Annotated in this window: 12 protein-coding genes and 1 tRNA gene; 5 read left to right on the plus strand and 8 right to left on the minus strand. The window is 60.2% G+C overall.

Annotation, left to right across the window (positions count from 1 at the left end; translation table 11 throughout):
- Positions 1 to 168: 168 nt before the first annotated feature.
- The 4 genes from NT131_08330 to gyrB all read right to left on the minus strand — a co-directional run bounded on the left by NT131_08330 (position 169) and on the right by gyrB (position 8,153).
- Positions 169 to 1,419: a hypothetical protein gene (locus NT131_08330; GenBank protein MCX6651640.1), complete on the minus strand. Its 1,251-nt coding sequence runs from the start codon at positions 1,417 to 1,419 to the stop codon at positions 169 to 171.
- A gap of 33 nt (positions 1,420 to 1,452) precedes the next feature.
- Positions 1,453 to 2,151, minus strand: a complete 699-nt coding sequence (locus NT131_08335) for a hypothetical protein (protein ID MCX6651641.1) — start codon at positions 2,149 to 2,151, stop codon at positions 1,453 to 1,455.
- Between the two features lie 91 nt (positions 2,152 to 2,242).
- Entirely contained in the window at positions 2,243 to 6,241 is a 3,999-nt protein-coding gene (gyrA, locus tag NT131_08340; GenBank protein ID MCX6651642.1) for a DNA gyrase subunit A, read from the minus strand.
- A 10-nt stretch (positions 6,242 to 6,251) separates the two neighbouring features.
- Entirely contained in the window at positions 6,252 to 8,153 is a 1,902-nt protein-coding gene (gene gyrB / locus NT131_08345) for a DNA topoisomerase (ATP-hydrolyzing) subunit B (GenBank protein ID MCX6651643.1), read from the minus strand.
- A 266-nt stretch (positions 8,154 to 8,419) separates the two neighbouring features.
- Here gyrB and thiC point away from each other — a divergent pair, with 266 nt between their 5' ends.
- Positions 8,420 to 9,679, plus strand: a complete 1,260-nt coding sequence (thiC, locus tag NT131_08350; GenBank protein MCX6651644.1) for a phosphomethylpyrimidine synthase ThiC — start codon at positions 8,420 to 8,422, stop codon at positions 9,677 to 9,679.
- Between the two features lies 1 nt (position 9,680).
- Here the strand turns inward: thiC and NT131_08355 are convergent.
- Positions 9,681 to 9,777 (minus strand) — tRNA-Thr (locus NT131_08355).
- A 99-nt stretch (positions 9,778 to 9,876) separates the two neighbouring features.
- Between NT131_08355 and NT131_08360 the strand changes: the two genes are divergently transcribed.
- On the plus strand, positions 9,877 to 10,884 hold the full coding sequence (locus NT131_08360; protein ID MCX6651645.1) for a DUF835 domain-containing protein: 1,008 nt from the start codon (positions 9,877 to 9,879) through the stop codon (positions 10,882 to 10,884).
- On the opposite strand, the gene NT131_08365 is transcribed toward NT131_08360, so the two are convergent.
- A complete protein-coding gene (locus tag NT131_08365; GenBank protein MCX6651646.1) occupies positions 10,885 to 11,868 on the minus strand; it encodes a zinc ribbon domain-containing protein in 984 nt (327 codons plus the stop codon).
- Between the two features lie 50 nt (positions 11,869 to 11,918).
- Positions 11,919 to 12,719: a TIM barrel protein gene (locus tag NT131_08370; protein ID MCX6651647.1), complete on the minus strand. Its 801-nt coding sequence runs from the start codon at positions 12,717 to 12,719 to the stop codon at positions 11,919 to 11,921.
- A gap of 86 nt (positions 12,720 to 12,805) precedes the next feature.
- Here NT131_08370 and NT131_08375 point away from each other — a divergent pair, with 86 nt between their 5' ends.
- The 3 genes from NT131_08375 to NT131_08385 are packed head-to-tail and all read left to right on the plus strand — an operon-like array spanning position 12,806 to position 14,830.
- Positions 12,806 to 13,288, plus strand: a complete 483-nt coding sequence (locus tag NT131_08375) for an adenosine-specific kinase (protein ID MCX6651648.1) — start codon at positions 12,806 to 12,808, stop codon at positions 13,286 to 13,288.
- A complete protein-coding gene (locus NT131_08380; protein ID MCX6651649.1) occupies positions 13,233 to 14,051 on the plus strand; it encodes a class I SAM-dependent methyltransferase in 819 nt (272 codons plus the stop codon). Before NT131_08375 ends, NT131_08380 begins: the two co-directional genes overlap by 56 nt.
- Positions 14,048 to 14,830 (plus strand): hypothetical protein, encoded by a 783-nt coding sequence (locus tag NT131_08385; GenBank protein ID MCX6651650.1) that lies wholly within the window; start codon positions 14,048 to 14,050, stop codon positions 14,828 to 14,830. The genes NT131_08380 and NT131_08385 overlap by 4 nt, the downstream gene beginning before the upstream one ends.
- A gap of 1 nt (position 14,831) precedes the next feature.
- Here the strand turns inward: NT131_08385 and NT131_08390 are convergent, their stop codons facing one another.
- Complete coding sequence (locus NT131_08390) at positions 14,832 to 15,206, minus strand: helix-turn-helix domain-containing protein (protein ID MCX6651651.1); 375 nt, start codon at positions 15,204 to 15,206, stop codon at positions 14,832 to 14,834.
- Between the last annotated feature and the right edge of the window lie 58 nt (positions 15,207 to 15,264).

Consider the following 15,264-nt stretch of genomic DNA (forward strand, 5'->3'; position numbering starts at 1 on the left):
ACTTAGTAGCTTCGAGGCTCCGAGACTCGGTTTCATACTTCCACCTTTATAACGACGGCTGGATAAACGCCAGGTAAAATAGATTGTTCTGATTATAAATAAATATGTTTACCAGAATGCTAATTCCGATAGCAGACTGGCTGAAAGAAAATAATTGATTGCGGCGGCCTACTTCCTTCTGATTATCTTCCTTATCGAGACGACCTTCTTGGTCTCTTCCGCCGCCGGCTCCGGTTCGGGAGATGGCTCTTCCTTTGGTGGCTTCTCCACCTTGACCTTGGTCGCCTCCTCCTCTTCCTGCATGGCCTTCTTCATGGCCTCGCGCTCCTTCTCTTTCCGCCCTTCCTCGGCGCGCCTCTCCTCCTTCTTCTTTATTAAGGCTTCGATGGATGCGGGGTCCAAGGCCTGGCCACAGGCGTAGCACCTGGTGGCCGACCCGTCGTTGATGGTATTACAGTTCGGGCATTTTATGTCCGGCTTGGGCTCTGCCCTGGGCGGTTCAGGCTCGGCAGCTTTATCCTCTTTCTTAGGTTCGGCTTTAGGAGGCTCCACCTCCTTTGCCTTAGGCACATTCTTCGGGAGCTCTTCCGGAGTCTTCTCCTCCACGGCCGGGGCTGACGCTTCCCCTTCGACCGGCTTCGGCTCCACGGCTGGAACTATCGGTTCGCTTACGTCCTCCACCTTGCCTTCCAGGGATTGGGAGACCTTCTCCTCGGCCTCCCCTCCTTTAAAATTCTCGTTCACTGCCGGGACGGGGGTGCCCTCCCGCCTCATCAGCACGGCCTCCCTGATGGTCAGGGCGTCCTCCCTCTCAGTTAGCGAGCGCTCCCAGTCGACCAGACGTTTCTGCTCTTCCATGGTGACGCGCTTGCTGGTGGCCACGGCGTCGGCCTGCTCCTCCATGACCTTGATCTTGGCCAGCATCTCCTCGCGGCGGTCGTTCACCGATTCGAGGGCGGCCTTGACCTGGCCGACCTCCTCGTGCATCTGCTCTTCCATGGTGGAGATCTTCTTGTTGACCTCGCGGAGGTTGGCCTCGTGCTCGCTAGATTGCTGGAAGAGCGATCTGACCTGTTCCTCCTGCTGCAGCACTTCCCGGTCCCGGCGCTCCAGTTCCACCCGGTTGCGGTGCATCTCCTCTTCCCGGGTGCGCAGCTCGCCGTTCAGGGCGGTCAAGTCCTTTTCTAGCTTGGTGGCGGCCTCTTCCCGCGGGACCAGCTTCTCCTCGCGCCCGTTCAGCTCGGCCTCCTTGGCCTCCTGCCCCTGCTGGACCTGGTCCAGCTGGTTCTCCTTGGCGTGAAGTTCCCCCTCCCACTTTTCCAGGTCCTCCTTGCGGCGCTTGATGTCCGTCTCTTGGACCTTTATCTTCTCCTTGAACTCCTCTATGACCTGCCAGATGGGAATTTGCTCGTCGGACATTTCCTTACCTCCTAAGTGAATCCATGAACCTTATCAGGCCAGCGTTGGCCCCAGGACCGTCAGTCCCTTCTCGCCTACCTCCAACGTGTGGCGTTCCATGCTGTGCTCGCAAGCCCGCATCTTCTCCACCCTGACGTAACGGACCAGCTTTCCACGGGTGCGGTCCAGGCCCAGCTCGATTATGCCGTCCACCAGGAAACCCTCGTCGCCCAGCAGCTCGGACGGGGAGTTCGGCCCCCTTTCCATGACTATGAAGCAGGTGAGGTTGCAGTCCCTTAGGGTCTTGAAGAAGTAGAACATCTTCTTCCGGATCCCCTTGACGTCCTCCATGAGGGAGTACAGTGCCCCCAGGGAGTCCAGGGTGAAGACGGTGAACTGATCGCCGTACTTCTTTTTGTGATAGTTGATCATCTGGACTATGAACTCCATGTAGTCCGTAGGGGCGTCCACCTCCACGATCTCGTCCAGTTCGCGGAGGTCGGTGAAGTCTGATATCTCCAGGTTCTCGGTGATGCTGATGTTCAGACTGCGCATGTTGCGCAGGTGGCTCTCCGCCGTCTCTTCCAGGGTGACGTACAATCCGAACTCCCCGGACTTCTCCAGGTAAGACGAGAGCACGGAATAGCAGAAGGAGCTCTTCATCGAGCCCGGCGGGCCCGTGATAAGGATGATCTTGGGGGCCTCGATGTCCGTACGAAACACTTTATCTAGACCGGGTATCGAATCGCGCAACAAACGACTTCACCGCCGTAATTCCGACCGATCAGACAGAATCGTCTGGAGCGTTCGGGTTTCTAAGTGATATTTCGTTGGGAGCATAAAGTTATTCGCCCGCATCGTCCTCCTCCCTGGACGGCTCCTCGGGCTCTTCTCCGGGAGCGCTTAACGAGGAGTCGCCGTGGACCTCGGCCTCCTCCACCGCCTGTTCCTCCTTGCGGCCGGCGAGCCGGGCGACGGCTATTACCTTGTCCCCTTCTCGCAGGTTCATGACCGTGACGCCCTGCGTGGCCCGTCCCATGACCCTGATGTCGGCCACCCGGATGCGTTGCACCATGCCGTTGACCGAGGCTAGTATCAGCTCGTCGTCCTCCTCTACCTCGAGGACGGACACGACGTCGCCGTTGCGCCCCTCGGTGCGGATGGTTATCACGCCTTTGCTGCCGCGGTGGGTCTTGCGGTAGGTATCGCGCTCGTCGTCCGCGTCCTTCTTGCCGACCACGGATATCTTGCCGTAGCCGTTCTCGGTGACGGTGAGCAGCCGGGATTCGGAGGTCACGATGGTCATGCTGACCACCTCGTCGTCCGGCTCCGGTCTTATGCCGATGACCCCGTGCGCCGGTCGCCCCATGGGCCTGACCTGGTCCTGAGCGAAGCGGCAGGCCAGGCCCTTCCTGGTGGCCAGTATGACCTCCTCGTTCTCCTCGACGATCTTCACGTCCACCAGCTGGTCGCCCTCCTCCAGGCCCACGGCTATTAGTCCCCGCGAGCGGACGTTGGCGTACGCTTCGAGAGCGGTCTTCTTGATGATGCCCAGGCGGGTGGCGAACAGGAGGTACTGCTCCCCCCGTAGGCCGGTGACGGTGCGGGTGGCCATGACCTTCTCGCCATCCGCCAGCTTGGGAAGTAGGTTGACTATGGGCTTTCCTTTGGACTGGCGGCTGCCCACGGGCACCTGCCAGGCCTTGAGAGTGTACATCTTCCCCAGGTTGGTGAAGAACAGCACCTGGTCGTGGGTCATGCTGACGAAGAGGTCGGTGACGATGTCCTCCTCCTTGGTCTCCATGCCCATGAGCCCGATGCCCCCGCGGTGCTGCTGCTTGTAGGTGTCCAGCGGCATGCGCTTGATGTAGCCGTCCTGGGTGATCATGAGCACCATCTCCTCGTTGGGTATGAGGTCCTCGATGTCCATGTCCAGGGCATGAGCGACTATTTCCGTGCGCCTTTCGTCGCCGTACTTCTTCTTCATCTCCAGCGTCTCCGCCTTGATGATTCCGAGTATGCGAGGCTCGTTCGCCAGGATGTCCTCCAGGTCGCGTATGAGCTTCTCTATCTCCAGGAACTCGGCCTGTATGGACTCCAGCTCCAGACCGGTCAGCTTCTGCAGCCTCATGTCCAGTATGGCTTTCGCCTGCTCCTCGTCCAGCTCGAACCGGGCTATCAGCCCGGTGCGGGCCTCCTCGGGAGAGTTGGCGGAGCGGATGATGTGCAGCGTTTCGTCCAGGGCGCTGATGGCCTTGACCAGCCCCTGCAGTATGTGGTCGCGCTTCTTCGCTTGCGTCAGGTCGAACTGGGTCCGGCGTACGACGACCTCGTGGCGGTGCTGGATGAAGGTCTGCATCTCCTCCTTCAGGGTGAGCACCCTGGGCTGGTTGTTCACCAGCGCCAGGTTGATGACGCCGAAGGTGATCTCCATCTGCGTGTGGGAGAACAGTTGGTTGAGTATCACCTCTTCCATCACGTCCTTGCGCAGGTCGATGACTATGCGCATCCCATCGCGGTCCGACTCATCCCTGAGGTCGGTTATTCCGTCGATCTTCTTGTCCTTGACCAGCTCGGCGATGTTCTCGATCAGGGTCGCCTTGTTGACCTGGTAGGGTATCTCGTCCACGATGATGCGCTTGCGGTGCTCCAGGTCCTCGAAGTGCGTCTTTGCCCGCACCTTGAGCTTACCTCGTCCCGTCTGGTACGCCTCCAGGATACCGCTGAGACCATAGATGGTGCCGCCCGTCGGGAAGTCCGGGCCCTTGATGAACTGCATGAGGTCCAAGATTTCGGCCTGAGGGTTGTCCACCAGGTAAACGAGCGCGTCCGCGACCTCGGATAGATTGTGCGGGGGCATGTTGGTGGCCATGCCTACTGCTATGCCGGAGGAGCCGTTCACGATCAGGTTGGGCAGCTTGGACGGGAGGACCAGCGGTTCCTTCAGCGAGGCATCGAAGTTGTCACCCCATTCCACCGTCTCCTTGTCCAGGTCGGCCAACATGTCCTCGGCCCTCTCCTCCATGCGGCACTCGGTGTACCTCATGGCCGCGGCCTGGTCGCCGTCCACGGAACCGAAGTTACCTTGGCCGTCGATCAATGTGTATCGTAAAGAGAAGTCCTGTGCCAGGCGCACCATCGAATCGTAGACGGCCGTGTCGCCGTGCGGATGATATTTACCTAGGCAATTGTGCACTATGACCCCGTTCGCCATGAACTCGTGCGCACCGGCGACCTGCAGGTCGTAGGTCTTCTGGGCGGGAGCCTCTGCGACCTTGGTTACTTGGACGAAGTACAGGTGGTCGTCCACCACATCTTCGATGAAGGGGCAGAGCTTGGATTGTATCCTCACAAGCTTTTCCTGGAGCCCCCAGTCCTTCAGCTGCGTGCGGCCGAGGGGGCGTTCCTTCAGGTCGGAGGAGTAACGAATCTTCGTCCCGTTCGGATAGCAGATTCCAGACCTGAACTTCCCACCGTTGATATCTTCATACCAACCTCCACCCAGATGATGGTCGGACAGCTCCTGGAACACTGCTTGCCCCAGGAACGGTATGCGGTCGTTGGGAGCAGCGTCCACGTTCGCGTGCAAGATGCGTTCCAACCTGGACCTCTTGGACTCGCTCCCAAGGTCCAGCATGCCTGCGAGGGCCTTGGCGAAACGCCCCCTCGCCTCTATCGCATAGAACTGATGACGAGAGATGATTATGCTGTCATTGATCGTGCGATACTCATCGCTCACTTTCTGGATATAGCGACTGGATAGGATGCCGAGATGCTGCAGTACCAGCTGCAGGTCGTCGGCCATCTGGGAAGATACGGTCCCGTAATGCACGGAGTTCCGTTCGTTGTGGACGGACCCGTCTCCGTCGACCATGCCGGACATCAACGCTGCGATTACTGATTTGGGGGAGCGGAAGAAGGCTTCGGGGATGCGTTTGGTCGGGGCCTTCCAAGACGGATCAATGCCTAAGGCGGAAGCAAGGTAATTGTTCAGTTCTCGCCTGTTCACACGTACCTGATAGGTTATCTCCACGGTTTGGTTGCCATCCGAGTGGAAGAAGTCCTTACTGTTCATCTCCACGTTGGCTTCGTATCCAAAGGCGCGGCTGAGGCATCTACTTACCTTTTGCATGACCTCTTCGCTAGCCGAGAAGAAGCATATGCGGAAGTTGTCCGCCTCGAACCAACCGTCAGAGAGGAATTGCCCGATGAGATAGGCGATGTCCTCGTCCAAGAACATCTCCTTGCCTTGCCATTCCGGTAGCTTGACCTTGGGAAGCTCGGGATACTCCAAGCGCATCACGAGATGGTCGCCCTCCATCAGGTCCTTGGCCTCCTTCCATTCGTATCGGAGGTCCTGGGTCAGGACCTTGAACGGCTGTGATGGGGTGCAGGTGAACCCCAATCCGTTCTCGATGTTCACGCGAAGCAGCTGCCTTTCAGGCATTTCGTACAGTTCGGTCACGTGCGACATGCCGTTCTGCGTGTAGACCTTCTCTCCGCGCTGCACTTGCTCGATGGGAATGAGCCCTCTTTCCGTTAGCACCCGGGTGCCAGCCACGAAGCATTCACCCACTACCCTGGCGCTCTTCTTGTGCGCCTTGTTGTGGTTGAGCGATAGGTCGTACATGGAGTAAAGGATGCGACGGTGGACAGGCTTTAGCCCATCCCTGGCGTCCGGAAGCGCCCTGGATACAATTACGCTCATGGCGTAGTCGATGTAGGACTTCTTCATCTCCCTCTCGAGGGGCTGGAGCACGATCTTGTTCGTACCGGCGTCTGGGACCTTGACATCCCCCGCGTTCTGTACCGGGGCCTGCTGATTGGTATCTTCGTCGGTCATTATTCTCACCTCAGATGTCCAGGTTCTCCACTTCGTGGGCGTGCGACATGATGAATTCCCGGCGAGGCTCGACCTCGTCGCCCATGAGTATGGTGAACATCTCATCGGCCTTCATGGCGTCCTCGATGGTCACCTTCCTCAGCGTTCTCGTCTCCGGGTCCATGGTGGTTTCCCAGAGCTGCTTGGGGTTCATTTCTCCCAAACCTTTGTATCTCTGCAGGCTGAAGTTCTTGCCCATCTCTTCCGTGGCCTTGGCCAGTGCCTCATCGTCATAGAGGTACACTTCTTTGTTGCCCTTGCTTACCTTGTACAGTGGCGGCTGGGCGATGTAGATGAAACCGGAATCGAGCAGCGGCCGCATGTAGCGATAGAACAATGTCAGAAGTAACGTCCGTATGTGCGCCCCGTCCACATCGGCATCGGTCATCATGATGATCTGGTGATAGCGCGCTTTCGTGGCGTCGCAGTCAGGGCCGACGTTGGCCCCGATGGCGGTGATGAGATTGTGTATCTCCTGGTTCTTGAGGATCTTGTCCATGCGGGCCTTCTCCACGTTGAGGATCTTTCCTCTCAGCGGAAGGATGGCCTGGAACTCGCGGTTGCGGCCCATTTTTGCACTTCCACCGGCGCTGTTTCCCTCCACGATGTAAATCTCAGACTTGGCCGGATCCCTCTCGCTGCAGTCCGCCAGTTTCCCGGGCAGGGCAGCGCTCTCCAATATACCTTTTCGATGGGTGAGGTCCCTGGCCTTCCTGGCCGCCTCGCGCGCCTGGGCCGCCAATATGCACCTGTCGATGCACACCGAGGCCACCTTGGGGTTCTCCAACAGGAATTCCGCCAACTTCTCGAACACCGCGCTGTCTACGATGCCCTTTACCTCGCTGTTGCCCAATTTCGTCTTGGTCTGCCCCTCGAACTGGGGCTCCGGGACCTTGATGCTGAGTATGGCCGTCATCCCTTCCCGCACGTCGTCCCCGCTCAACGACTCCATCCCGCCCTTCAGGAAGTTGTTCTCCTTGGCGTAGTCGTTCATCGCTCTGGTCAAAGCGGAGCGCAGCCCCACCATGTGTGTGCCGCCCTCCACGGTGTTGATGTTGTTAACGAAGGAGTAGATGTTCTCCGCGTACGCGTCCGTATACTGCATAGCCAGTTCGACGATGACGCTGTTCTTCTCTGCCAGTATGTAGATGGGCTTGTCGTGCAGTTTGGTCTTGTTGTGGTTGAGGTCCTCCACGAACTCCACGATACCGCCCTCGTAATGGAAGCGGTCCTGCCGCTCCGCCTTCACGTCCTTGAAGGTGATGAACGCGGTCTTGTTCAGGTATGCCAGGTCCTTGAACTTCTCCGCCAGGATATCGTACTCGAACTGGATGGTCTCGAAGATCTGCGTGTCGGGCATGAAGGTGATGGTGGTGCCGCTGCCTTCCGCCGGACCCAGCTCCTTCAACGGAACGGTGACCACGCCGCGCTCGCATTTCAGGAAGTGCTCTTTGCCGTCGCGGTGGACCCTTACCTCCAGCCATTCGGAGAGGGCGTTCACCACGGACATGCCCACGCCGTGCAGCCCTCCGGACACCTTGTAACTCTTGCGGTCGAACTTGCCTCCGGCGTGCAGCACGGTGAGCACCATCTCCACCGCCGGCCTCTCGTACTTCGGCACCAGCCCGGTGGGGATGCCGCGACCGTCGTCGACCACGGTTACGCTCCCGTCCGCGTTGATGGAGATGTCGATGTGGGTACAGAACCCACCCATGACCTCGTCAATGGCGTTGTCGACGATCTCGTAGACCAGGTGATGCAGGCCTCTCGCATCGGTGCTGCCTATGTACATTCCTGGCCTTTTTCTCACGGCCTGCAGGCCTTCAAGCACCTGAATGCTATCAGCGTTATAGCTCGCGTCCTCCATTTGAATCCCTTCTGAACGATGATGAATGTGATAGTTTCCCAGTGTCGAACCTTTACGGTCGACCGCATCCCATCCGATGTCTACGACATCGGCATCTAAGTATTAATACCCTGGCTTTACTATCTGGCTATATAAGCTCGAAGGCCATTTTTTCGACCAGTTTTTCTACCCCTCGGAAAGGCCTTTCGGACCAGGGAAACCTTCATATCTAACCATCCGCGAGATGTAAAGCAATAAATGGGGAAAAAGGGTTGGTGTCGGGGATGAGTATCGTGTTCCGGGCGAGGGCCGGGCCCTCCGAGGAGATCGAAGCGGCGGCCAGGTCCGAAGGGGCGGACCCTGAATGGATAAGGCGCATGGTGGCCTGCGGCCGGGCGGTCGTTCCCTGCAACCCGGTACATTCGCCTGAGCCCTGCGCCATCGGCGAGGGGCTGACCGTCAAGGTCAACGCTAACGTCGGCACGTCCCGGGACCAGCCGGACATGGAGCAGGAGCTGGAGAAGGCCCGGGTGGCCGTTAAATACGGTGCTGATACGGTCATGGACCTCAGTACCGGTGGGGACATTGACGCGGTCCGTCGGGCCATCCTCAAGGAGATGCGCGTGCCCGTGGGCACCGTTCCGATCTATCAGGAAGGGCTGCGCGCCGCCCGCCGCAGCGCCGTGGTGGACATGAACGAGGACGATATGTTCAACGGTATTGAAAGGCACGCCAAGGACGGCGTGGACTTCATGACCGTGCATTGCGGCATCACCCTGGAGTCGGTGTCCCGCCTACGTGGTTCCGGACGGCTCACGGACGTGGTATCGCGCGGCGGTTCCTTCCTGACCGCTTGGATACTGCACAACGAACAGGAGAACCCGCTCTATGAGAACTTCGATTACCTTCTGGAGATGGCCATGAAATACGAGTTCACCCTCAGCTTGGGCGACGGACTGCGTCCCGGCTGCGTGGCCGACGCCACCGACCGGGCCCAGGTGCAGGAGCTGCTGATATTAGGCGAGCTGGTGCAGCGCTGCCGCGAGGCCAGAGTGCAGTGCATGGTCGAGGGGCCGGGGCATGTGCCGCTCTCGCAGATCGAGGCCAACATAACGATGGAGAAGAGGTTGTGCGACAATGCCCCGTTCTATGTGCTCGGGCCACTGGTCACCGATATCGCTCCCGGATACGATCACATCGTCGGGGCCATCGGTGGTGCGCTCGCTGCCTTCCATGGTGCGGACTTCCTGTGCTATGTGACCCCGGCCGAGCATCTTTCCTTGCCGACCGTCGACGACGTCAAGGAGGGCGTCATCGCCAGCAAGATCGCTGCCCACGCCGCCGACCTGGCCTTGGGGCGGGGAGCGGAGAGGGACGAGCGCATGGCCATGGCGCGCAAGAAACTGGACTGGGAGGGCATGTACCGCGAGGCCATCGATCCTGAGAAGGCTAGGCGCTACCGCAAGCGGGGCGCCACCGCCGAGGACGAGGGCTGTTCCATGTGCGGGGACGTATGCGCGATACGGCTGGTCAAGGAATACCTGGAAAAGTGAGTGGAGCCACTGGAGGGTATTGAACCCCCGGCCTGCGGTTTACGAAACCGCCGCTCTTTAGTGGCCCCGGGAAGGGGCTACCACTGAGCTACAGTGGCCTTGGGCAGCATCAACCGCTACGCCCATTTAAAATTTGCTGCCTTCGCCCATTCAGACAATTATATTATCTGGCATCGCACTCTGTCATTGGGGATCGATTGATATCGGAGATGCGCCTCCCGGCGGCGGAGAAGGAAGAGGAGCGGAAGGGCGGGCAGGCCTCGTTGCGCGATCTGCTGGACACCATCAAGAACGAGGGGTTCACCGGCTACCTGCGCACCACGCTGGCGTTGGAGGGAGATATTTCCAATGGCGTCCTGGCCTTCGACCAGGGCTCGCCCACCATGGCCCTCTACAGCTTCAAGCCCTCCGGGACCAACAGCGTGGAGATGATGTACCGCGGAGAACGGGCGGCCGAGTTCACTTTGGGCGACTCCATTTTCCCTGACACCGCCATCAGCCTGATGAAGGTGGGGGACCGCCAGGCGCTCCAGGCCATGGTCGATGACTATCGTCAGGACCGCTCCCCGAACCTGGCCGACTTCATCATGCACTTCTATCAGGACAATCTGCGAGCGGAGGCCGTCGGGGAAGGGTTGGGCGAGGGCGCCAGCATCCTCGAGCTGAAGCAGGCCATCATGAAATACCACCGCGAGAAGTCCCTGGAGCTCTCGGGGAAGCGTGGCCTGAAGGACGTCGAGCTGGAGCTGGACGAGGGGGAGAGCTTCCTGGTAGAGGAACAGAACCGGGACTTCTCCCACGGCATATTCGTGGCCTACTTGGCCAAAGGGTACACCGGCCTGGCCATATCCAGGACGAACCCGCGCATGCTGCGCCGCTCCTATAACGAGATAGATGCCGAGCTCATCTGGCTGACGGACCACGATTCCGAGGCGGAGAGGACCATCGCCCCGTCGCTGGAGAAGATCGTGGTGGTGCTGGAGGAGTTCATGAGCCGCCAGAAGAAGTGCGTCATATTGATCGACGACCTGCAATACCTCATAAGCAGCAATTCGTTCGAGGGGGCGCTGCGCTTCATCCGGTCGTTGGTGGACCGCATCAGCGAGCGCGAGGCCTTGTTCCTGCTATCGATAGACCCGGCCAGCCTGAACCAGCAGGAACGCTCCATTCTCGAGAGGGAGATGCGCCTGGTGCGCGAGCGCTGATCAGAGGCGCTTTACCTCGTTCTTGAACTCGGACAGCAGGTCCAGAGCCTGGCCGTGCTTCTCCCGGTTCATGGCCACCCCGGCGTCCTTCAGTATCTTGACCAGGGTGCGCACGTCCTTGCCCTCCGCTTTGGCGTCGAGCAGCTGGTTCTTGGCCTTGCGCATCTCCGTCTTGGTGACTTCGGGAAGGGACCTCAGAAGCTGCTCCCGCCCCTTGCGCGCCAATATCCCCATCATGCTCCAGTCGTTGTGCTCGCCGGCGTCGTGCGCCTCCCGGAGCATGCGCTTGGCCTCCCTGACGTCGATGTAGAAACGGTCGCAGACGTCGATGAGATGGGAGAGGGACTCGGTCATCTCCAGTGCTTCCATGTATTTGCCGCTGAGCCTCTCGGCGGCCTTGCGTCCTTTCGCCGCCGCCTGCAGGGCGCCCTCCGTGTCCCCCTGGGCCCGCAGCTTCTTCATGCCCTTCATGGCCTCGTTGATCTCCGAGGGGTCGCTGCCTGATTTCGCCGTCACCTCGGCCAGCCGTTCCAGGCTGCTCAGGTCCCCGTCCATCCTGGCGTCCAGCGCGACCTTAATGGACGTGCGGGCCTCCTTGACCATCTGGACCGCCGTAGCTAGGTCCCTCTGCTTACCGGCGTGCACCGCCTTGTCGATAAGGCGACGGCCTTCCCCTACCTCGACCTCGTAGTCCTTGGACAATATGAGAAGGGGCTTGACCTCGGCCACCAACAGCGGGAACTCCTGACGCAACTGCTCTTCGCCCTCTTCGACCAGCGAGCGGCCGCAGGACGGACAGATGGATGACTCGAGGGGCACGTTCTCGCCGCAGGACGGGCATTCGATCAGGGGTACCTCCTCGATCACGAACTCGGTGCCGCACCCCGGGCACTTGGCCGCCTCACCCACGATGTGCACGCCGCACTCGGGGCAGTCGAACTCGAAATCCTCTTCCTCCTCAGCCTTCTCCCGTTTGCCTGGCATGTGACCTTCCTGGACTGGACGCAGATTGGTTTAAGGTTATTTCAATCTGTTCATATGATCTTTCCGTCCAGGAACCCCTGCATCAGCTGGGCGTCCTCCAGCGGCGCGGTGGACTCACAGATGACCGTGGTCTCCCTTCCGCGCCCTTGCAGGGCTGAAAGAACCATCCGATGGTCCAGGCCCTCCCCCAGCCGCAGATGCTTCCTCTCCCCCGCTTCAGTGTACTCGATCCCGCTGATATGGCAATGGAGCCGTACCACACCGTTCAGGTCGTCAAGGACCCCCTGGAGCTTCTCCGCGTTCAGCCTGTCCGGGCCCCGGGCCTGCAGGTGGGCGAAGTCCAGCACCGGAACGACGCTCTCCACCTCGTCCATGACGGACATTATCTCCGGCACGGTGCCCCAGACGGCCCGCTTTCCCATGGTCTCCAGGCCGATCATCGCGGTCAGTGATTCGTCCTTCGCCCTCTCCCGGACGCGCCGGAGCGAATCGATCACCATGGCCGTGGTCCTTTCCGCCCCCTTGTCCCCGTACGTCGCCGCGTGCACCACCACGACCCAGGCGCCGAAGGCCTCTGCTCCCCTGAGCGCTTTCAGCACCCACTCCTCGCTCTTCTCCCTCGTGAGCTCGGAGGGGGAGCTCAGGTTGACATAATAAGGAGCGTGGGCGCTGAGGGCCACGTCCAGTTCCTGAGCTGCCTTCCTGGCCTCCTCCGCCCGGTCCGGGTTGAACTGCACGTTGCGGACGAACTGCAGCTCCAGGGCCTGGAGGCCGGCCTTCCGGACCAGGCGTACGCCTTCGGCAGGGGTGCGCGAGCCTTCGGGATAGCCGGCCGGACCGGTGCGGATCATGAGCTACCATGGGTCCTTCGGCGTAAACAATTTGCTGCGGCGCACAATGTAAATATCCGCCCGTGGATTGTAAATCCGGGGTAGGAATGAACCAGTACAGCGTGTCAGTAGAGAGGCCGGCGGACTGCAACGTCATCATCGGCCAATCACATTTCATCAAGACCGCCGAGGACCTGTACGAGGCCATGGTCAACTCCGTGCCGCAGGTCAAGTTCGGGGTGGCCTTCTGCGAGGCCTCCGGCGACCGCCTGGTCCGGGTGGAGGGGAACGACGACGAGCTGAAGGAGTGCGCCACGCGGAACGCCCTGAAGGTGGGTGCCGGGCACACCTTCTTCATCGTCATGCGCAACGCCTATCCGGTCAACGTCCTGGGTCGGATCAAGGAGGTCCCAGAGGTCTGCAACATCTTCTGCGCCACGGCCAACGAATTGGAGCTGGTGGTGGCGGAGAGCGCCTCTGGGCGCGGGATAATCGGGGTCATAGACGGGCAGACGCCCGTGGGGGTGGAGAACGATGAGGACGTCCAGAAGAGGAGAGGTTTTCTCCGGAACATCGGATACAAGCTATGAAGAGCCGGACCTGTACGAGGCGCTCGGCAAGTACTATGACATCTGGTACGAGGACCAGACCGATGAAGTGCAGTTCTACCGGCAGCTGGCCGAGAAGACCGGCGGGCCGATATTGGAATGCATGTGCGGGACCGGGCGCTCCCTGATACCTTTGGCCGAGGATGGCTACGAGATCTGGGGCTTCGACCGCAGCCATTCCATGCTGGACCGTCTCACGGCCAAGATGGAGCAGATGGATGAGGAGGTGCAGGAGCGGGTGCAGGTGCACCATGCGGACATGCGCACCTTCCAATGCCCCCGCCGGTACAACCTGATCATCGTGCCCTTCAACTCCTTCCTGCACCTGCTGGAGAGGGAGGGACAGGAGTCGGCCCTGCGGAACGTGGTCGAGCACCTGGAGGAGGGCGGGCGTTTCGTCATGAGCGTGTTCAACCCTCGCCTGGACCGGCCGGAGGAGCTGGTGCGCCACCGCGGGACCAGGACGGCGGTGAACGGCGAGATCATCTCCAAGTTCGAGGCTCAGACGTTCGACCAGCCGCTGCACCGCACCACGGTCCACTATTTCATCGACGTGTCCCGGCAGGACAAGGAGATGAGACGGGTCACCGCGTGCTTCACCATACGTTACATGTCCTACCAGGAGGTCGTGGAGCTTATGGAGGACTGTGGCCTGGAGGTGACGGAGACCTACGGCGATTGGAACTTCGGCCATTTCACCAAGAACAGCGACCTCATGGTCTTCGAGGTCAAGCGGTCCCCATGAGGCCGCCGTTCGACCTGGACCACACCTTGGGGTGCGGGCAGGTGTTCCGCTGGAGGAAGGAGGACCACTTCTGGAAGGGCGTGGTCAACGGGCGGCTGGTCACGCTGAGCCAGGACCGCGACGTTCGCGCGCTGTCCGGCATGGACCGGGGGTCCTTCGAGCGCTATTTTCGTTTCGATGACGACCTGCAGGCGATCTATCGGGAGCTGGACGACGATCCGACGCTGTCGCGCTACCTCCGGGAGTACCGGGGGCTGCGGCTGATACGACAGGACCCCTGGGAGTGCACCGCCTCCTATGTGCTGGCGACCAACGCCAACATACCGCGCATACAGGGAATGATAGAACGGGTCTGCCGGACCTTCGGCACGGAGATGGACGGTAATTTCGCCTTCCCCGAACCGGGCCAGCTGCTGGACCGCTGCGAGCGGAGCGAGGGCTGTGGCCTGGGCTACCGGGCCAAGAGGTTCATCGAGCTGGCGCGACTGGTGTACCGCGGGGAAGTGGACTTCGATGCTTTACGGAACATGGAGTACGAGGATTGTCGTAAGGAACTGGTAAAGCTGCCGGGCATCGGCCCCAAGGTGGCCGACTGCGTCTCCGTCTTCTCCCTGGACCATCTGGAGGCTTTCCCGGTGGACGTGCGCATCAAGAAGGCCGTGGCCGAGCTCTATGGGATCGAGGGCAGCTACAAGCAGGTGAGCCAGCTCTCCAGACGGAAGTTCGGGAGATGGGCGGGCTACGCCCAGGAATACATCTACTACGCCTACGGCCGCTGAATCATTGGCACTGCGGGCACACGCAGGCCGGCGCCTTCAGCCCGGTCTGCGTCTCGTATATCCCGACCAGCATGCCGCTCTTTTTGACCATCTCGCATATGCGGCATGTTTCTATCACGATATCAGAGCCGTTGATGATGCGCATGGCGGAGATCTCCACCTCGCGCTTGAAATCCTCGTACTTCCCGCTGTTTTCCAGTTCCTTGTTGGTGCCTCTCTTGGCCTTCAGGTACTGGGATATGGCGGCGTCGGTGACGCCGAACTTGCGAGCCACTTCCGCCTGGCTCAGGTGATGCTTTTGCACGAGTTCCCTGGCCAGCTCACGGCGAATAGAAGGTAGCACGTACCAGACGATCAGCTCGCATGGGATTTTCATTGCTCCGTTCAATGCCTTAACGATTCTTAAAGATATCGTTCACTGGCCTTCTGGAGGA

This window comes from Methanomassiliicoccales archaeon (assembly GCA_026394395.1).
Taxonomy (GTDB): domain Archaea; phylum Thermoplasmatota; class Thermoplasmata; order Methanomassiliicoccales; family UBA472; genus UBA472.